The organism is Micromonospora sp. NBC_01638 (assembly GCF_045209745.1).
GTDB lineage: Bacteria > Actinomycetota > Actinomycetes > Mycobacteriales > Micromonosporaceae > Micromonospora.
This window is the reverse complement of the sequence record NZ_CP109273.1, coordinates 2,891,984-2,911,385: the sequence shown is the minus strand read 5'-3', so window position 1 is coordinate 2,911,385 and position 19,402 is coordinate 2,891,984. Positions and strand designations below refer to the sequence as shown.

General features: G+C 69.6%; 16 protein-coding genes. 5 read left to right on the top strand and 11 right to left on the bottom strand.

Annotation, left to right across the window (positions count from 1 at the left end; all coding sequences use genetic code 11):
- Positions 1-47: 47 nt before the first annotated feature.
- The 7 genes from OG811_RS13770 to OG811_RS13740 form a co-directional block, all read right to left on the bottom strand.
- Positions 48-1,058, bottom strand: a complete 1,011-nt coding sequence (locus tag OG811_RS13770) for an ABC transporter ATP-binding protein (RefSeq protein ID WP_406074658.1) — start codon at positions 1,056-1,058, stop codon at positions 48-50.
- The gene (locus tag OG811_RS13765; RefSeq protein ID WP_406074657.1) at positions 1,055-2,050 is read right to left on the bottom strand and encodes a succinylglutamate desuccinylase/aspartoacylase family protein; all 996 of its coding nucleotides are present in this window, start codon (positions 2,048-2,050) and stop codon (positions 1,055-1,057) included. The genes OG811_RS13770 and OG811_RS13765 overlap by 4 nt, the downstream gene beginning before the upstream one ends.
- Complete coding sequence (locus OG811_RS13760) at positions 2,047-4,014, bottom strand: dipeptide/oligopeptide/nickel ABC transporter permease/ATP-binding protein (RefSeq protein ID WP_406074655.1); 1,968 nt, start codon at positions 4,012-4,014, stop codon at positions 2,047-2,049. Before OG811_RS13760 ends, OG811_RS13765 begins: the two co-directional genes overlap by 4 nt.
- A complete protein-coding gene (locus OG811_RS13755) occupies positions 4,004-4,993 on the bottom strand; it encodes an ABC transporter permease (protein WP_406074654.1) in 990 nt (329 codons plus the stop codon). The genes OG811_RS13760 and OG811_RS13755 overlap by 11 nt, the downstream gene beginning before the upstream one ends.
- A gap of 27 nt (positions 4,994-5,020) precedes the next feature.
- Entirely contained in the window at positions 5,021-6,511 is a 1,491-nt protein-coding gene (locus tag OG811_RS13750; protein WP_406074653.1) for an ABC transporter substrate-binding protein, read from the bottom strand.
- Positions 6,512-6,600: 89 nt separating this feature from the next.
- Complete coding sequence (locus tag OG811_RS13745) at positions 6,601-8,094, bottom strand: ABC transporter substrate-binding protein (RefSeq protein WP_406074652.1); 1,494 nt, start codon at positions 8,092-8,094, stop codon at positions 6,601-6,603.
- Positions 8,084-9,796 (bottom strand): ABC transporter family substrate-binding protein, encoded by a 1,713-nt coding sequence (locus tag OG811_RS13740; protein WP_406074651.1) that lies wholly within the window; start codon positions 9,794-9,796, stop codon positions 8,084-8,086. The genes OG811_RS13745 and OG811_RS13740 overlap by 11 nt, the downstream gene beginning before the upstream one ends.
- A gap of 352 nt (positions 9,797-10,148) precedes the next feature.
- Between OG811_RS13740 and OG811_RS13735 the strand changes: the two genes are divergently transcribed.
- A complete protein-coding gene (locus OG811_RS13735) occupies positions 10,149-10,958 on the top strand; it encodes an IclR family transcriptional regulator (protein ID WP_406074650.1) in 810 nt (269 codons plus the stop codon).
- Between the two features lie 75 nt (positions 10,959-11,033).
- On the opposite strand, the gene aceB is transcribed toward OG811_RS13735, so the two are convergent.
- Both aceB and OG811_RS13725 read right to left on the bottom strand, forming a co-directional pair.
- A complete protein-coding gene (gene aceB / locus OG811_RS13730) occupies positions 11,034-12,620 on the bottom strand; it encodes a malate synthase A (protein WP_406074648.1) in 1,587 nt (528 codons plus the stop codon).
- Between the two features lie 293 nt (positions 12,621-12,913).
- Positions 12,914-13,255 (bottom strand): DUF6223 family protein, encoded by a 342-nt coding sequence (locus OG811_RS13725; RefSeq protein ID WP_406074646.1) that lies wholly within the window; start codon positions 13,253-13,255, stop codon positions 12,914-12,916.
- Between the two features lie 217 nt (positions 13,256-13,472).
- Between OG811_RS13725 and OG811_RS13720 the strand changes: the two genes are divergently transcribed.
- Both OG811_RS13720 and OG811_RS13715 read left to right on the top strand, forming a co-directional pair.
- Positions 13,473-14,579, top strand: coding sequence for a sensor histidine kinase (locus OG811_RS13720; RefSeq protein WP_406074644.1), 1,107 nt, complete (start codon positions 13,473-13,475; stop codon positions 14,577-14,579).
- Positions 14,576-15,238, top strand: coding sequence for a response regulator (locus OG811_RS13715; RefSeq protein ID WP_406074642.1), 663 nt, complete (start codon positions 14,576-14,578; stop codon positions 15,236-15,238). Before OG811_RS13720 ends, OG811_RS13715 begins: the two co-directional genes overlap by 4 nt.
- A gap of 126 nt (positions 15,239-15,364) precedes the next feature.
- On the opposite strand, the gene OG811_RS13710 is transcribed toward OG811_RS13715, so the two are convergent.
- Both OG811_RS13710 and OG811_RS13705 read right to left on the bottom strand, forming a co-directional pair.
- A complete protein-coding gene (locus OG811_RS13710) occupies positions 15,365-16,015 on the bottom strand; it encodes a nucleoside/nucleotide kinase family protein (protein ID WP_406074641.1) in 651 nt (216 codons plus the stop codon).
- Entirely contained in the window at positions 15,996-17,042 is a 1,047-nt protein-coding gene (locus OG811_RS13705) for a LacI family DNA-binding transcriptional regulator (RefSeq protein ID WP_406075716.1), read from the bottom strand. The genes OG811_RS13710 and OG811_RS13705 overlap by 20 nt, the downstream gene beginning before the upstream one ends.
- 279 nt (positions 17,043-17,321) lie before the next feature.
- On the opposite strand from OG811_RS13705, the gene OG811_RS13700 reads away from it, so the two are divergent.
- Together OG811_RS13700 and OG811_RS13695 are read left to right on the top strand one after the other, a co-directional pair.
- Positions 17,322-18,311 carry a substrate-binding domain-containing protein gene (locus OG811_RS13700; protein WP_406074639.1) on the top strand — a complete coding sequence of 330 codons (990 nt, stop codon included), beginning with the start codon at positions 17,322-17,324 and terminating at the stop codon, positions 18,309-18,311.
- 38 nt (positions 18,312-18,349) lie between these two features.
- The gene (locus OG811_RS13695; RefSeq protein ID WP_406074638.1) at positions 18,350-19,378 is read left to right on the top strand and encodes an ABC transporter permease; all 1,029 of its coding nucleotides are present in this window, start codon (positions 18,350-18,352) and stop codon (positions 19,376-19,378) included.
- Positions 19,379-19,402: the final 24 nt, after the last annotated feature.

Sequence of the window (19,402 nt, the reverse complement as noted above, 5' to 3'; positions counted from 1 at the left end):
TCGCTCACACCTCAACGGGGAGTCCGGCTTTCGAGGGTGCGGGGCCCTCAGGCGACGATCGGCAGCCGTCGCGTGTTCGGGGGAACCTCGTTGATGCACGCCACCGGATGCCCGGCGTCGCGCTCGACCAGGGCTGGCGGCGCCACCGCACAGGCGTCGAGCGCCTGCCAGCAACGGGTCCGGAACCGGCAGCCGCTGGGAGGGTTCTCCGGGCTGGGCGGGTCACCCCGGAGCAGGATCTGCTCGCGTCGGGCATGCGGGTCCGGCACCGGCGCGGCGGAGAGCAACGCCTGGGTGTACGGGTGCGCCGGCTGGTCGAAGATCTCCGACACGGTGCCGGTCTCCACGACGGTGCCGAGGTACATCACGGCGACCCGGTGCGAGATGTGCCGCACCACGGACAGATCGTGGGCGATGAAGATGTACGCCAGGCCGAGGTCCCGCTGCAACGTCCGGAGCAGGTTGATCACCTGCGCCTGGACCGATACGTCCAGCGCCGACACCGGCTCGTCGCAGACCACGATCTCGGGTTGCAGCGCCAGCGCGCGGGCGATGCCAATGCGCTGCCGCTGTCCACCGGAGAACTGGTGCGGATACCGGTCGACGTGCTCGGGATTGAGGCCGACGGTATCCAGCAGCTCCTGGACCCGGCGGCGGCGCCGTTCGGCGGTGCCTAGTTCACCGTGCACGGTGAACGGTTCGGCAATGATCTGGCCGACGGTCATTCTCGGGTCCAGCGAGGAGTACGGATCCTGGAAGACGACTTGAATTCGCCGGCGCAGGTCGCGTAGTTCCCGTCCGCGCAGGCCGGCGATGTCGGTGCCCCGGTAGCGGATCTGCCCGTCGGTGGGCTGTTCCAGTCGGGTCAGCAGCTTGGCGAGGGTGGACTTGCCGCAGCCGGACTCTCCGACGACGCCCAGCGTCTCGCCCGCACGCAGCTGGAACGAGACGCCGTCGACCGCCTTGACCACTCCCATCTGCCGGCGGATCAGGCCGCCCCGTCGGACCGGAAAGTGCTTGGTCAGCCCCTCCACCTCCAGCAGCACCTCGCCGGTCATGACGTGCTCCGACGGGTTCGGCCGATGACGAAGCCGAAGTTGTGCGGGTGCACCGGATGGCTGCGCGGCACCGAGAGCAGGATGCCGTCGCCGGGCGAGCGGTACTCCTCGAGGACGGTGAGGTCGACCGGGGAGAGCAGCCGGCCGAGCAGTTCCCCCTCGGTGGTGGCGGTCAGCAGCCGCTCCTCGGTGATCTCGGGTACCAGCATTCCGCCGTAGGTGGGCCGCAGGTCCCAGGCCACCTCGACGTCCGTGACCGACCGGGACGTTACCGGCTCATCGAGCATCCCCAGGGAGGCCATCACCCGGCGGACGCCGTCAACGTTGCGGGCGACCCACTCGTCCTCGCTGCGGAAACCGAAGCCGAGTCCGCCGACCTCGACGCCGATGGATGGCACCCCGGCTGCGGTGGCGGCGTCGAAGACCGAGTTCGGGAAGACGACCGCGGCGTCCTCACCCTGGATGTACGGCATCCCGAAAGCCACGGCCAGTTCCCGGCTGGCCGTGGACAGCGGACCGGTCGCGTCGTAGAGAACAACGCCCCAGGTGCTGCCCCACGGGCCGGGGTGGAAGTCCAGCAGGTGGGTGGAGCGCTCGACGATCTGCTCGACGAGCACCCGGCCGGTCCGCCCGGTAATCGACTCGGTGTCGCGCAGGATCGCCTTGTTCAGGTTGACGAAGCCGACCTGCTGGATGTCGTTGGAGTACCGGGTGACGGTGCGCAGCGCGTACGGGTTCGCGGCCGGCACCACCACCAGGGTTCCGCGCAGCGTGGCCGGGTCGGTGCCGGCCAGCACCGCGCGCAGCACCGCGTGCGAGAACCACTCGTTGCCGTGCACCCCGGACAGCAGGGTGAGCGTCGGCCCGTCGGCAGCGCCGGTCACCGCGTGGGCGTGGATGGCCAGTTCCGAGCCGTCCAGGTCGGTGAGTACGGGGAACCGGAAGAGTCGACGTTCTCCGGCCGGGGCTCGTAGCGGCGTGCGGTTGGTCATGTCGTCACGGCCTTTCCGGGATCGGCGAGGTGGGGGCGGGTTCCGGTGGGAGGGTCATCGTGCGGGGGCAGGTGCAGGCACGCGGCCCGGTGGCCGGCGGCCACCGGGACGAGATCCGGCACCGCCACCGAGCAGTCCGGGGTGCTGATCGTGCAGCGCGGGGCGAACGCGCACCCCGGCGGCAGCGCGGTCATCGTCGGCGGTGAACCGGGGATCGCCCACAGTTCCTCGTCGGCGGGCCGGTCGAGGCGGGGTACCGAGTTCAGCAGCCCTCGGGTGTAGGGCATCGCGGGGTGGTCGAACACGTCGGCGGCGGTGCCGACCTCGACCAGCCGGCCGGCGTACATAACCGCGATGCGGTCGGCGATCTCGGCCACGATGCCGAGATCGTGGGTGATCAGCAGGATTGCCGCGCCGGTACGCTCCCGGACCGCCCGCAGCGCGGCGAGCACTTGGGCCTGCACGGTCACGTCCAGGGCGGTGGTGGGTTCGTCGGCGATGATGAGGTCGGGATCGTTGGCGATGGCCATGGCGATCACGACCCGTTGGCGCATCCCGCCGGAGAACTGGTGTGGGTAGTCGCCGAGCCGGTTGCGGGCGTCGGGGATCCCGACGGTGTCCAGCAGTTCCACGGCGCGGGCCCGGGCCGCGGCCCGGGTGCAGGCCTGGTGGACCCGGACCGCCTCGGCGACCTGGTCGCCGATGGTGTGCACTGGGCTCAGCGAGGACATCGGGTCCTGGAACACCATGGCGATGCGGCTGCCGCGCAGCCGCCGGAACCGTGGTTCGGCCAGCCCGACGAGTTCCTGGCCGGCGAAGCGGATCGAACCGCTGACGGTGGCGGTGGGCGGCAGCAGTCCCATCAGCGCCGCGGCGCTGACGGACTTGCCGGAGCCGGACTCGCCGACCAGGCCGACCACCTCGCCCCGGCGCAGGTCCAGGTCGAGGTGGCGCACTGCCGGCACGTCGCCGTTGTCGGCGGCAAACACCACCCGCAGGTCGCGGACCGACAGCAACACATCGTCGGGTACCGGGTCGATGCGGGCCGCCGGCTGGGCCAGGTACCGGCGGCGCCGCGGCCCCTTGGTCTGGGTCGGGTCGAAGGCGTCGCGCAGCCCGTCGCCGATGAAGTTGATCGACAGCGCGATGAGCAGAATGACCAGGCCCGGGAAGTAGAACAGCCAGGGACGGGTGGCGACCGCGGACTGGGCGTTGGCCACCAGCAGGCCGAGCGAGGTGTCCGGGGGCTGGACCCCGAAGCCGATGAACGACAGCGCGGTCTCGGCGAGGATCGCGGTGGCGACCAGGATGGTCACCGACACGATGATCGGGGCGGCCACGTTGGGCAGAATGTGCCGCACCATGATCCGCAGATCGGAGGAGCCCAGCGCCCGGGCGGCCGAGACGAACTCGCGTTCCCGCAGGCCGAGCACGACCCCGCGGACCACCCGGGCGACGCTGGTCCACATCAGTGCGGCGAGGACGACCGCGATGAGCACCCAACCGCCATTGCCGGCGAAGTTGTGCCCGAGCACGGCGGCGACCGCGATCGTCGGCACGGTGAGGAACAAATCCACCAGCCGCATCAGCAACGCGTCGGTACGTCCCCGGTAGTACCCGGCGACGATGCCGATCACGGTGCCAACCAGTGCCGCGCCGAGCGCCACGGTAAGCGCGATCAGCAGCGACTGCTGGGTGCCCCGCATCACCTGGGCGAGCAGGTCATGGCCGAGCGAGTCGGTGCCCAGCGGGTGAACCGCCGACGGTGGCTGCGAGTTGTCGGGGGTGATCTCGTCGTGCCCGTAGCGCCACAGCAGCGGGCCGACGAAGGCGAACACCGCGACGAGGACGAGCACCACCGACGCGGCGGCGGCGAGCCGGTGCCGACGGAACCGGGCGAGGACGGTGCGCCGCTGTCCGGGCGTGGCGGCGTTGGCGGACACCGGTGGCGATTCAGCGGACACGGCGGATCCTCGGATCGAGAGCGGCGTACAGGATGTCGGCGAGCAGGTTGAACACGACCACGGCGACCGCTGCCACGAGCAGCCAGGCCATCACGGCGTTGACGTCCCGCCCGTTGATGGATTCCAGCAGGTAGTCGCCCATGCCCCGCCACTGGAAGACGGTCTCGGTGACCACCGCCCCGGCGAACACGGCCGTGAAGTCCAGCGCGATGACCGTCACCAGCGGGGTGAGCGCCGTGCGCAGGGCGTACTTGCGCAGCACGGTCCGCCGCCGCAGCCCCTTCGCGGTGGCGAGTTTCACGTAGTCGCTGCCGAGCACGTCCAGCATGGACGAGCGCTGGAAACGACTCCATGCCGCGAAATTGATCAGGACCAGGGTGATGGTCGGCAGCACCAGGTGCCCGGCGAGGTCGGCGATCCGGCCGCCCAGGGTGGGCGGCGGGATCACCGAACTGTCGCCGACGGTGTAGATCAGTGTATGACCGACCAGGGTGTTCAGCTCGATGCCGCCCTGCTTGAGCAGCACCGCCAGCCAGAACGACGGCATCGCCAGGAACAGGAAGCCGGTCGAGGTGAACAGGTAGTCCAGCCAGGAATATTGGCGGACCGCGCTGACGACCCCGACCAGGATCGCCAGCACGGTCGCGATCAGCATCGCGATGAGGACGAACCGCATCGTGATGCCCAGGCGCGAGCCGATCTCCATGCCGATGTCGGCGTTGCGGTCCACCGACGGACCGAGGTCACCCTGGAGGACCCCGGTCAGCCAGTTCCAGTACCGCTGTAGCACGGGCTGGTCCAGCCCAAGCCGTGCCTCCTCGGCGGCGATCGTGTGCGGCGGTACCGGTGGTTGTCGCTCCCGCAGTTCGGCCAGCGGATCACCAGACTTGGCGACGGCCAGGAATATCAGGAACGTCGACACGAACAGCACCGGTATGGCGACGAGCAGCCGCCGCAGGGCGAAGCCCACGATCTCCATGAGGAACCTTCCCGCGCCCGCTGCCGGTCAGCCTTCGCCGCCGGTGATCTTCCGGAGCCGTCCCCAGTGCCAGAACGGGATCCGGAAGTCGACCTGGTCGGCCCATCCATAGAACTCGTTGCTGCGCAGCAGGTAGATGCAGTACCAGAAGAGCGGGATCACGTTGACGTCCCGGGCCCACACCTCCTGCAAGCGCCGGTAGTGCTCGATCCGCTCGGCCGGGTCGGTGGTGGACCGGGCGGCGACGTAACAGGCGTCGGCGTCGGGGTTGGCCAACGCGAGGTGGTTGCGCTGCCCGCCGCCTTCCAGCCGGCTGGCGGTGATGTCCGGGTCCGGCATCATGTTGCCGCCGCTGATGGTCAGGTCGAAGTCGCCGTCCCGGCCGATCTGCCGCGCCCAGGTCTCCGAGTCCAGGCCGGCGAACTCGACGTGCACGCCGATCGCGGCGAGGTCCTCGGCGATGCTGCGGGCCAGCCCGCCGTGGCCGTCGAAGGTCGCCATGTAGAACATGCGCAGCGACAGTCGGCGCCCGTCGGCACCGCGCGGGTAGCCGGCCTCGTCGAGCAGCTTCTCGGCTGATGCCGCGTCGTGCCCGGCGGCGGTGACGTCGCGGGCCACGGCGAAGCTGCTGCCGGGGAAGAAGTTCGCCCACGGCTCGGACCAGCCCGGCTCGGCAAAGCGCTCGAGGCGGCTGCGGTCCACCGCGTGGGCGATCGCCAGCCGCAGCCCGCGGTCGGCCCACCGCTCCTGCCGGTAGTTGAAGCTCAGCAACGCCACGCCGGGCCCGCGCTCGCGGTAGACGGTGGCGTGGGCGGAGCCCTCGGCCAGCGGGAGCCGCTTCATGGTCAGCACGTCCTGCGGGGCGAAGTGCGCCCGGCCGTCGGCGATCATCCGGACGCACTCGTCGAGGTCCGGTTCGACGACGATGGTGACCCGGTCGACGCCGGCTGGGGGCCCCCAGTACCCGTCCCAGGCCTCCAGCACGATCCGCCCGCCGGGCTCCATCTCGACGAACCGGAACGGGCCGGAACCGACCGGCTTCTGGTTGTACGGGTTGGTCGCCCAGTCGGTGCCCTCGTACAGGTGCCTGGGCAGGACGTGGGTGGCGGCGAAGTTGCCGAGCTGGGTGAGGAAGGCGGCGTTTGGCTCCGCCAGGTGGTACTCGATCAGATGGTCGTCGAGCACCTTGATGTCGGCGATGCCGTGCAGGAAGGACGCGGCGTGGTAGCCGTTGGCCAGCGCGGTCAGGTGGGTGTAGGCGACGTCGTGGGCGGTCACCGGCTGGCCGTCGTGCCAGCGGGCGTGGCGGTTGAGGGTGAACCGCCAGCGCCGGGCGCCGTCCAGGCACTCCCAGTGCTCCGCCAGGTCCGGGTAGGACGCGGCCCCGCCAACCTCGGTGACGACGAGGCGGCTGAAGATGTTGTTGGCGACGAAGTAGCCGGCGCCCCCGACGACGTTGCGGTACGACTCGTTGATCTCGGTCGTGCCCTCGGGTACGACGACGATGTACTCGTCCAAGTCTCCTCCTCGGTGTAGTGGGTTGCCCGGGGATGCCCAGGCCGTTACGGAAGATCAGCGCCCGGGATGTCCGGGCGGCCGGCGGCGGGTCAGGCGGGCCGGATCCGGCCCCAGTGCCAGAACGGCACCCGGAAGCCAACCTGGTCCGGCCAGCCGAAGAAGCTGTCGCTGCGCAGGTAGTAGGCCGCGTACCAGAACAGCGGCACCCAGTCGACGTTGCGGGCCCAGACCCGTTGCAGCTCCCGGTAGTGCTCGCCGCGCCGGGTCCGGTCCGTGGTGGCTCGGGCGGCCGCGTAGCAGGCGTCGGCCTCCGGGTCGGAGAGTCGGGCGTGGTTGCGCCCGCCACCGGTCTCGAACCGGCTGGCGGTGATCTCCGGGTCGGGGACCATGTTGCCGCCGCTTATGATCAGGTCGAAGTCGGCGTCCCGGCCGATCTGCCGCGCCCAGGTCTGCGAGTCCAGGCCGACGACGTCGACCTCCAGCCCGACGGCCCGCAGGTCCTCGGCGACCGCGGCGGCGATGCCGGCGTGTCCGGTGAAGGTCTTCATGTACGCCAGCCGCAGTGCCGGCTGGTGGCCGGCTGAGGTGATGCCGGCAGCGTCGAGCAGCCGGACCGCTTCCGCCGGATCGTGGGCCGGCGCGGTGGCGTCCTCGGCGAACGCCCAGTCCACGGTGCGTGGCAGGTAGTGGGCGTACGGCTCGGACCAGCCGGGATCGGCGAGCGGGGCCAGCCGGCGGCGATCCACGGCGTGCGCGACCGCGGTCCGGGCCCGCTGGTCGCGCCACCGGTCCTGGGTGTGGTTGAAGCCGAGCACGGCGATGCCGGGGCCGCGCTTGCGCCACACCGAGGCGGTTGTGCTCCCCTCGGCCAGGTGCAGCCGGGGGAAGGTGAGCACGTCCTGGACCATGTAGTGGGCCCGCCCGTCGGCGACCTTGCGGACCGCCTCGTCCAGGTCGGGTTCGATGTCGAGGATGACCCGGTCGATCTGGGGACGGGGACCCCAGTACCCGTCCCATGCCTCAAGGACCACCCGCTCGCCGGGCACGTGCTCGACAAACCGGAACGGTCCCGAGCCGACCGGCTGCTGGTTGTACGGGTTGGTGGCCCAGTCGGTGCCCTCGTACAGGTGCTTGGGCAGGATGTGGGCGAACACCAGGTTGCCCAGCTGGGCGAGGAACCCGGCGTTGGGTCGCCGCAGCACGTACCGCAGCTCGTGCGGGCCGAGGACCTCGATGTCCTGCACGTCGTGCAGGAACGACGCGGCGTGGTACCCGTGGGCCAGCGCGGTCAGGTGGGTGTATGCGACGTCCTCGGCGGTGACCGGTTCCCCGTCGTGCCAGCGGGCGTGCCGGTTGAGCTGGAACCGCAGCGTCCGGGCGTCGGGGGCCATCTCCCAGTGCTCGGCGAGATCCGGGTAGGCCGCCGGGGAACCGGTGTCGAAGACGACCAGCCGGCTGTAGATGTTGTTCGCCACAAAGTAGCCGGCCGATCCGACGAAGTTGCGGTAGACCTCGTTGAATTCCACGGCCGGGGCCGGGACCTCCACAATGAAGTCCCGGCCGGGCCGGAGCTCAGCCGTCACTCTTGATACCCCACTCCTGAGTGTTGTAGCTGGTGCCGAAGCGGGTCGCGTTGGGCCGCACGTTGCCGAGGTCGCTGCGGTACGCGATCAGAGTCGGCGTCTGGTAGATCGGCAGCGTCACGGCCTGCTCGCTGATTCGGGCGTCGACCTTGTTCAGCAGGTCGATCACCTGCTGCGGGTCCAGGGTGCGGGCGGCGTTACTGAGCCAGCCGTCGATATCCTGGTCCTTGTAGCCGGTGTGGGTGCCCTTCGAGCCGAACACCGACTGGGCGGTGGCGGTCGCGATCACGTCCAGGTTGGTACCGAAGACGATCAGGTCGAAATCACCGGTGTTGACCGTGGTGCCGAGGCTGTCGGTCTCCTGGAGTTGGAGCGTGACGCCGAGCTGCTTGAGCTGGTTCTGGACCAGCACAGAGGTGTCCAGCCGGACCTGGTTGCCCTTGCTGTAGCGCATCCGCAGCGGCGGCACCGGCTTGCCCTTGGGGTCGGTGAGCCGGCCGTCGCCAATCACGTAGCCGGCGTCGGTGAGGATCTTCTTGGCCGCCTCGATGTTGCCGTCGCCGAGCCCCGCCGAGGTGACGTTGTCGGCGTACGCGTCGACGCCGTCCAGCTTCTGGCCGGGCATGAAGTTGCGGTTGCCCAGCGGCTTGCTGCCGGCCGCGAACTGGCCGATGGTCTTGTCGATGATCGCCTGCCGGTCGACCGCGGTGAAGATCGCCCGGCGCAGGGCGACGTCGGCCAGGGCCGGGTGAGCGGTGTTGATGTCCAGGTGCTCGTAAACCAGACCCGAGGCCAGCGCGGTGGTGACGTTGTTGATGCCCTTGAGCTGCTGGACGAGGTCGAGGGTGGGGCGGGGCACCACGACCTGGATCTCGTTGTTGGCCATCGCGGTGACGGCCTGCCGCTCGTCGGTGAGGATCCGGAAGACGAGCTGGTCGAGGTGCGGGCCGTCGCCGTACCACTTGGGGTTCTTCTTCATGGTGACCGACTGGTTCGGCACGTACTGGTCGATGAGGTACGGCCCGCCTGACCAGGTCGGCACGGTGGTGCTGAAGTAGTCGTTGAACGAGGTGGCCAGGTCGCCGTGCTGCGCGGCGATGTGCGCCGGCAGCAGGTGCGGGAACATCAGCCGCCATGGCTGGTAGGTGTTCTTGAACTCGACGGTGACGGTCTTGCCGTTGTCGCTGCCGGTGACTGAGGCGACCTGGTCGTACCCGGCCTGGGTGGCCGGCTCGCAGGTCGGGCACTGCTGCGGGTCCTGGACCTGCCAGGTGTACTTGAAGTCGTCGGCGGTGATCGGCGTGCCGTTGGACCAGGTGGCCTCCGGGCGGATCCGGTACTCGACGGTCTGCGGTGAGTCCTTGATGACCTTGGCCTCGGTGAGCAGCGCGTCGTTCTTGGCCATGGTGAAGTCCGGCAGGGAGATCATCGCGTGCGGAAGCACGGGGTTGAGGATCTGCCGGTAGCCGAAGACGTCACCGGTGGCGTGCAGGATGTTCCAGTTCTTGACGTCGACCTCGATCGAGTAGGCGAGCGTTCCGCCGTCGGCGACCTTGGCCTTGTTGGCGTCGACCTGGCCGGCTTTGACTCCGGAGCCGACGTCCTCACCCCCCGCCCCACTGGTGCAGGCGGCGAGGACGGGCAGCAGGGTGAACGCCGCTGCCGCCGCCCGGAGGCGGCGGTGGGGGTTTCGGTGTGGCACGGGGGACCTCCCGGTACGTGGACGTGCGTGGTGCTGCGAGGGGGCTGGCATCAGAGGGGTGATGCGCTAGTGCCGGGTGCCTGTACGTCAGCCAGCCGGTGTCACTCCGTCGTGCGCGGCGGGCCATACGGCCTCCGGCAACCCGGATGACTTTCCACACTGCGGATAGTAGTATCCGCAACGTGGGTGTCAAGTACTCGTTTAGCGGAACTCCCGTCGGCCGGGCGGACACTTCGCGGACGTCGGCGGATCGACTCGGGTGGCGGCAGCACCCGACCCCCCGCACCGCATACGATGTGCGCCGCGCGGGCATTGGCGAGCGCGAGACCACGGCGGCACGGGAATGAGGGATATGGCGCGCGGGAGCGAAGGCGACAGCGACGGCTCGGGCGGCGGCGTCCAGTCCGTCAAGCGGGCGTTACAGATCATGAATATGATCGCCGACACCGGAGCACCGTGCGGGCTGTCCGAGCTGGCGAGCGCCACCGGACTGCCGATCGCCACCATCCACCGGCTGCTCCGGACCCTGATCGGCGCCGGCATGCTCCGTCAGGAACCGGACCGGCGGTACGCGCTCGGCAGCGCGTTGATCCACCTCGGCGACCAAGCGCTATCGATGATCGCCCCGCTGGTCCGGCCGCACCTGGCGACGCTGGTGGACATCCTCGGCGAGACCGCCAACGCGGCCCGGCTCGAGGGGACGCAGATCGTCTATCTCGCCCAGGTGCCGTCCCGGCACCAGATGCGAATGTTCACCGAGGTCGGCCGCCGCGTGGAGGCGTACCGGACCGCGGTCGGCAAGGCGATGCTCGCCCAGCTTGACGACCAGGTGATCGCCGAGGTCTACGCCAACACCAAGTTCGTCGCCACAACGCCGACCACCATCACAGACCTGGACGACCTGATGCGGGAGCTGCGGACCATACGGGAGCACGGCTACGCGATAGACGACGGGGAGCAGGAGGTCGGGGTGCGCTGCGTGGCGGTGGCGGTGGCCGGCCCCCCCGGCACGCTGGCACTGTCGGTCTCCGGACCGACCGCCCGGATCAACGACAGCCTGGTCGCCAAGGCCGTACCGCTGTTGCAGCAGTCGTCCTCGGCGATCGCGGCGGCGAACCGGGCCAGCTACGCCGGGCCGCCGACCCCCCGGGCACCCCGCTAGCCTCGCCCGTCCGCCGGCCGGCAGGCACCGGCCGGCGGACATTGGGCACAGTTAACTGACGCTCCGGCAGCCGGTTCAGCTGGCGAGCAGCCGGTATGCCGGAAGGGTCAGGAAGTCGACGTAGGTCGCGCCGAGCGCGACCTCCTCGAACACCTCGCGGGCAGCCTCGTACCGGCTGGCGGCGAACCGCTCCGGGCCCAGCTCGGTCCGGAGCGCGGCGACCTCCTCGGCGATCAGATTCCGGACCAGCTCCGCCGTGACCACCTCACCGCTGTCCAGCGCCGTCCCGGTGTGCACCCACTGCCAGACCTGGGACCGGGAGATCTCCGCCGTGGCGGCGTCCTCCATCAGGTTGAAGATCGCCACCGCGCCGGTACCGTGCAGCCACGCCTCGACGTAGCGGAGCCCGACCGCGATGTTGTTGCGCAGTCCCGCCTCGGTCACCGCACCCGGCGTGGCCGCGATGTCGAGCAGATCGTCAGCGGTGACCTTCACGTCGTCCCGCTGCTGGTCGACCTGGTTGGGCCGATTTCCCAGGACCGCGTCGAACACCTCACGGCAGACCGGCACCAGGTCCGGGTGCGCGACCCAGGAGCCGTCAAAGCCGTCGCCAGCCTCGCGCTCCTTGTCCGCCCGCACCTTGGCCAGCGCCGCCGCGGTGACCTCCGGCTCCCGCCGGTTGGGGATGAAGGCTGCCATCCCGCCCATCGCCATCGCGTCCCGCCGGTGGCAGGTCGCGACCAGCAGGTCGGTGTACGACCTCATCATCGGAGCCGTCATCGTCACCGAATTGCGATCGGGCAGCACGAACCTGGAGCCTGCGTCACGGAAGGTCTTGATGATGCTGAACAGATAGTCCCAGCGGCCGGCGTTCAGTCCCGAGGCGTGCTCGCGCAACTCGTAGAGGATCTCATCCATCTCGAACGCGGCGGTGATGGTCTCGATGAGCACGGTGGCCCGAATTGTGCCGTTGGGGATGCCGAGCGCCTGCTGCGCGTAGCGGAACACGTCGTTCCAGAGCCGCGCCTCCCTGTGACTCTCCAATTTGGGCAGGTAGAAGTACGGCCCACTACCACTGGCGAGCAGCCGGCGAGCGTTGTGAAAGAAGTAGAGACCGAAGTCGACCAACGCCCCGACGGCCGGCGCCCCGTCCACCAGGAGGTGCCGTTCCTCGAGGTGCCAGCCGCGCGGCCGGACCACGATCGCCGGCAGCGGCCCGTCGGTAAGCTGGTACCGCTTGCCCTCCGGGCTCGTGAACTCGATTCGCCGTTCGATGGCGTCGGTCAGGTTGAGCTGGCCGGCGACAAGGTTCGCCCAGGTCGGGGCGGTGGCGTCCTCGAAGTCGGCAAGCCAGACCTTGGCCCCGGAGTTCAACGCGTTGATCGTCATTTTCCGGTCGGTCGGGCCGGTGATCTCCACTCGCCGGTCACGCAGGTCGGCCGGGGCGGGTGCCACCCGCCAGTCGCCCGCCCGGACATCCGCCGTGTCCGGCAGGAAGTCCAGCCGCCCGGTCCGGGCGATCTCGACACGCCGGCGCACCCGCTCTGCGAGCAGCCGGTCCCGGTCGCCTTGGAAGCGGCGGTGCAGGTCTGCAACGAACGCGAGCGCGTCGAGGGTGAGCACGTCCTCGCCGCCTGCTACGGCCGTTCCAACGATCGTCACCGAGGCGTCTGTGGCCACGCTCGACTCCCATCTTTCGTATCGTGAATACACAATTCCGCATGGCGGAAGACGAGGGGTACCATAACACCAGGGCGGGTCTTCCGAAACCACGTCCGACACCACGAGAACCCGGATGTGGCCCTCCCCGCCGATGGCTCCCCACGACCCCGGTCCGTACCTGGCGAGCCGGTCCCCCGCCGACCGGCTCGGGGCCGGCACCGGACTCAACCAGCGAGGCGAAGCTGCCGTCCGGAGTCCACACCGGACGGGTTCGAGCTCCTTCGGCGTGGTTGTCAGGCGATGCGGCGGGTCCGGGCAAGCGCGATCCCGCCGAGCAGTGCGGCGGTCAGCCCGAGACCGAGGGCCGCGTAGCCGCCGACGATGCCGTTGCCGGTACCGGGCCCACCGTCGGCGGTGACCACGACCAGCGCGCCGGCGACGATCCCGATGCCTCCCGCCGCGAGGGCCACCGCTGACGTCCACTTCGCGTTGCCGTTGGTGGAGCGGGCCAGAGCCAGCCCGCCGATGAACGCGCCAGCCAGCGCCACGAGGGCGGCGGCGGTGGCCACGACACGGTCGCCGGTCAGGGTGTACGCGTCGACGGTGGGCGCGGCGAGCAGCTCACTGATGGGCATGGGGGTCTCCTTCGTTTTCTCTGCCGGATGTCGCTAAATCCTGTCCGTTGGCCGGCCGGATGGCGTCGTGCAGACGTAGACATTCACGCTGCCGCCTGCGCGGCACGTGGCTGCTGCGGGTGCGGGCGGCGAGGCACGGCGATACCGCGTACGTGGTAGGACCTGGTCCGTCGTCGGCACGACTCGCCGGGGGCCGGCATCGGGCTATGGTGCGCGCATGAGCAGGATCGGTGTCCGGCAATGGCTGATCGCGGTCGGTGTGGCGGCGGTTCTGCTGCTCAACGGGCTGTCCGGTGACCGCTCCACCACCGGAGGTGATCCGCTCGGCTTCGCGTTGCTGGGCGCGGGCGGCCTGGCGCTGGCCGCGCGGCGACGCGCTCCGGTCGCCGTGCTGGTCGTCACCGGCGTGTGCGCGGTGGGCTATCAGGCCGTCGGTTTTAATGTGTTCGCGGTCGCGTATCTGGTCGCGGTGTACGCGGCGATGCGGGCCGGACACCGGACCGCCACCGCAGTGACCAGCGTGATCATGCTGGCTGCGCTTCCCGCGGCGGCGATGACCTCAGGCCTGCCCATCGGCGAGGCGTTCACGCAGGCCAGGGGTGTCCTCGAACTGGCCTGGCTGATCGCCGCCGGCGCGGCCGGTGAGGCGCTGCGCCAGGCCGAGCGCCGGGCGGACGAGGCCGAGCGCACCCGCGAGGAGAGCGCGCTGCGCCGCGCCGACGAGGAACGGCTGCACATCGCGCGGGAGCTGCACGACTCGCTCACCCACCAGATCTCGGTGATCAAGGTGCAGGCCGAAGCCGCCGTGCACCTGGCCCGCAAGCGCGGCGAGCCGGTGCCGCAGGCGCTGCTGACGATCCGCGACGCCGGTCGCGAGGCGTCCCGCGAGCTGCGCGCAACCTTGGAAGCGCTCCGCGACGACGGCAGCACCGTCGCGCACGGGCTCGACCAGGTTGCGGATCTGGTGCAGCGGGCACGGGTGAACGGCCTCGAAACAACGCTGACGATCGAGGGACACCGCATGGGATTGCCCGCCACGGTAGACCGGACCGCGTACCGGATCGTGCAGGAGTCGCTGACCAACGTCACCCGACATGCCGCGGCAGCCACCGCCTCGGTCCGCGTCGAATACCGTCCCGACGCGATCATCGTCCAGGTCGAGGATGACGGCACGGCCACGCCGGCGTCCGCGCTGGTGCCCGGTGTAGGGCTGCTCGGGATGCGTGAACGGGTAAGCGCCCTCGGCGGACGGCTCCGCGCCGGGGCTCGCAGCGAGGGCGGTTTCACCGTTCATGCCGAGCTTCCGGTGCCTGGGGCGTCGTGATCCGCGTCCTGCTGGTCGACGACCAGCCGCTGATCCGCAGCGGGTTCCGCGCGCTGCTCGATGCCGAGGACGACATCGTGGTGGTGGCCGAGGCCGCCGACGGTCGTGACGGGGTGACGCTTGCCCAACGGCACCTGCCCGATGTCGCGCTCATCGACATCCAGATGCCCGTCGTCGACGGCATCGAGGCGACCCGACGCATCGCCGCCGACCCGGCCCTGGCCGGGGTGCACGTGGTCATCCTGACCAACTACGGCCTGAACGAGTACGTCTTCAACGCCCTGCGAGCCGGCGCGGCTGGGTTTCTCGTCAAGGACATCCAGCCGGAGGACTTCCTGCACTCCGTCCGCGTCGCCGCACGCGGCGACGCGCTGCTCGCACCAGCGATCACCCGCAAGCTCATCGCCCGGTATGTCGCTGCGCCACCGCTGCGGTCCGACACCGGCGCGCTGGCGCAGCTGACCGCCCGCGAACGCGAGGCCGTCGCCCTGGTCGCACAGGGCCTGTCCAACGGCGAGATCGCCGAACGAATGGTGATCACCACGGTGACCGCCAAGACCCACGTCAATCGCGCCATGGCCAAGCTGAACGTCCGCGACCGCGCGCAACTCGTCGTGCTCGCCTACGAATCCGGCGTGGTGATCCGCGGCGGCCGATGACAGCTACGGCACCAGTTCACGCCAAGGCCGAGTCGGTCGACCCTGCTCAGTGGCGCGACGCCAGGCCGGGTACACGTAGGGCAAAGGCGGTCCGTGGGCGACTGGGCCTGGCAGGATGACGCCTCGTCAGGTGGCGGTCGGCGCGAGGCGGAGCAGCAGGTCGGCGTACCGGCTCGATTCGGCGATGGTGGCCGCGTTGGCCTGATCGCTGCCCTCGGCCCAGGCTCGGGCCGCGTCGGGGGTTTTTCCGAAGGCGACGTGGCGGGCGATGAGCCGTTCGAGGCGTACGGTCTCGTCCACCTCCAGGTACCAGGTGCTGTCGACAAGGTCGCGGATGAGCTTCCAAGGCTGCGTGTCGAGCAGCAGGTAGTTGCCCTCGGTGACCACGATCGGTGTCGCCCGGGGCACTGGGATGCTCGAACCGATCGGCTCCTCGATGTCGCGCCGGAACGCCGGAGCGTAGACGATCTCGTCGACCTGTTCGCGCAGCCGGCGGAGGAGGGCGACGTAGCCGTCCGCGTCGAAGGTGTCCGGAGCGCCCTTGCGGTCCCGGCGTCCCAGCGATTCGAGGACCTCGTTGCTCAGGTGGAAGCCATCCATCGGGACCAGGACGGCGTCCGAACCGAGCTGATGTACGAGGGCCTCCGCCACGGTGCTCTTGCCGGCACCGGGCGGTCCGACGATCCCGATGAGCGTCCGGTCGGATCCCACTGACAACGCCCGGGCGCGGTCGGCGAGTCCGGCGAGCGTGAGCGCCTCAGCGGGTGGCCTGGACATTGTCCGCTTTCCCGTGTTCCTGGTGCTTCTCGCGTGCGCAGCCGCACGAGTCTCGGTGCCGGAAGGCGGCCGGCACCACCACGGACTGCGGCGGGCGGTCCGGTTGCCGGATCCGGGCGAGCAGAAGCTCGACGGCGCTCGACGCAAGCCTGGCGGCGTCCTGCGCCATGGCCGAGATCTGGGGATCGAACAGGTCGGCCCACTCGAAGTCGTCGTAGCAGATCACGGCGATGTCGCGGGGCACCTTCAGGCCGGCACGGCGGATGGCTCGCATCGCCCCGAGGGTCATCTGGTTGTTCGAGACGACCAGGGCGGTGGCGGGTTCGTCCGAGGCGAGGTGTTCGACGAGACGCTGCTCCGCGACGTGTTCGTCGGACTCCCCGGCGATGACGAGGCCCGGATCGGTCGCCAGCCCCAGCTCCGCTACGGCCTTGCGGTATCCGGTGAGCCGGTCCTGGGCGGACATCTCCCTCATGGCGCCGCTGACGTAGCCGATCCGGCGATGTCCCTGCGTCGCCAGGTGGGCCGTGAGGTGGTGGATCGAGTCCACGCACTCGGAGTACACCTGGTCGCCCGGCAGGGTCGACCGGCGGTCGAGGAAGATGATCGGCAATTCCTCGTCAAGCAGCTTCCGCAGGCACTGGGTGAGTTCCTCGTTGCCTTCGAGTGGATTCACGATGAGCCCACTCACCCGCCGCGCCAGCAGGTGGTTGATCACGTCCAACTCGACCTCGGGGTCGTCGTTGGTGTCGGCCAGGATCAGGGTGTACCCGGCCCGGCGCAGGTGCCGCTCGATGTCCCGGATGAGCGCGGCGAAGTACGGGTTGGTGACCACGGACATCGCGAGCCCGATGGTGTCTGTCGACTGGGTGGCCAGGGCTCGGGCTGCGAGGTTGTGCCGGTACCCGGTCGATTCCAGCGCTTTGCGGACGAGTTCCTCGGTTTCCGGGGCGACGTTGCGGGTCTTGTTGAGCACGTGCGACACGGTCGTCGTCGACACCCCGGCGATCCGTGCCACCTCTGCCATCGTTGCCACTCGCGCTCTGCCTCTTTCCCGTGCGGCTACCTGTCCTGCGGCTGCTGCCGGCTGCCGGCGCACTGCGAGGAGCTTCAATCTAGCCAAACGCAAGCCCTTGCGCAAGCGGTTGCGCGTGGATACAGTTCCGCCATCATCTCGGCGCGCAAGCGGTTGCGCAGAAGAGAAGTGCTGGTGAGGGCTATCCGACGGCGTAGTACGGCCCGCATGGACATGGGGTGCGGAACTCCCCGCGGTCGGCCATATCAGCCCGACAAAGGAGCACGTGGCATGAAGAGAACCCTCCGGACAGTTATCGGCGTAGCCATGGCAGGCACCCTCGCCTTCTCGATGGCCGCCTGCGGCGACGGCTCGACCGCGAACAGCGGTGGCGACGACAAGCAACTGACCATCGGGTTCGTCCCGGGCATCGCCTCCGACCCGTTCTTCAAGGCGATGCAGATCGGTGCTGAGGCGAAGGCCAAGGAGCTGGACATCAAGCTGCTGTGGCAGGGAGCGCCGGGCGAGTACTCACCCCAGTCGCAGATCCCGTTCGTCGACTCGATGCTCACCCAGCGGGTGGACGGGCTCGTCCTCGTTCCCACTGATCCGGACGCGCTCCAGCCCAGCGTCACCAAGGCGCAGTCGGCCAAGATCCCGGTCGTGACCGTCGACACCACGGTCACCGACCAGAGCTATCTCACCTCGGCTATCACCGGTGACAACGTTGAGGGTGGCCGGCAGGCGGCCAAGACCCTGGCCGAGCAGATCGGCAGGTCCGGTGAGGTCTTCCTGATGTCCGGCTCGCCGACGGCGACCACCAACCAGCTGCGGGAGAAGGGCTTCACCGAGGAGTTGAAGAACTACCCGGACATCAAACTCGTCGGCAAGGAGTACGCCAACAGCCAGCCGGCCAGGGCGACCTCCGCCGTCAACACGATCCTGCTGAAGCACCCGAACCTCAAGGGCATCTTCGCCGTGGACGGAACGTCCGGCACCGGTACCGTCGCCGCGCTGCGAAACGCGGGCAAGTCCGGCCAGGTCCAGCTCATCGGCTACGACGCCTACGAGAACCAGGTGGCCGACCTGAAGGCCGATGTCTTCAGCGCCCTCGTTGCTCAAAAGCCCGGCGATCAGGCCGCGCTCGCGCTGCAGAACCTGGTGGACACGATCCGTAACCAGAACGTCGACAAGATCGAGAAGGACGTCGTGATGTCGAACGTGGTGATGACCAGGGACAACCTGGCCGAGACCGAGCAGTACCAGTACCCGGCCAAGTAATCGGCAACAGCGGCGAATCGTCACGAGGAGGGATTGCCATGACGGCCGACACGATGCAGCAGGACGCGACTGAGACCCGAGGCGCGCGCCTGAGAGCGGTACTACTACGGCAGGACGTGATCCTGCTCGGCGTGCTGGTCGTCATGGTGGTCTTCTTCACGACGATGAACCCGCTCTTCTTCACCCGGTTCGCCTTCGCCAACATCCTGCAGGACTGGGCGCCGGTCATGTTGCTGGCGATCGGGCAGACGTACGTCATCATCACCGGCGGCATCGACCTGTCGGTGGGGTCGACGCTCGGGCTGAGCGGCGTCGCCGCCGCCATGACGATGAGATCCCTGAACGAGGGCGGTACCGCCACCGGCGCGACGATCGCCGTCGGCGTGGTGGTGGCCCTGGCCACCGGTCTCGCGGTCGGCCTGGTCAACGGACTGCTCATCACCCGGGCCAAGCTGGCACCGTTCATCGCCACGCTGGCGACCATGGGCGCCGGGGCCGGCCTGACCCTGGTGCTCACCGGTGGGGTCCAGATCGCCGGCGGCCCGGCCGCGGTGATCCGGCTCGGCAACACGCAGTACCTGAACCTGCTGACCATCCCACTGATCATCGTCTTCGCCGTCCTGGCGGTCACCTGGCTGGTGCTCAGCTTCACCCGGTTCGGTCGCTGGACGTACGCGGTGGGCTCCAACGGCTTCGCCGCCCGGGGCGCCGGGATCGGCGTCGACCGGCACCTGCTGAAGGTCTACATGCTGGCTGGGCTGATGGCCGGCCTGGCCGGTCTGTTCGTCTACTTCCGGCTGGGTTCGGGCTCGCCCACCTCCGGGCAGGGCCAGGAGCTGGCGGCGATCGCCGCGGCGGTCATCGGCGGCACCAGCCTGGTCGGCGGCAGCGGGCGGATGTCCGGCACCGTGCTCGGCGCGCTCATCACGACCGCGGTGCTGAGCGGTCTGATCCTGATCGGCGTCGCGCCGAACTGGCAGCAGGTGGTCATCGGCCTCCTGATCGCCGTGGCGGTCGGAGTCCAGCAGATCAACGTTCGTACCAGGAAGGGAGCAGGCCGTGGCTGACGCGCCCATCTACGAGGCCCGCGG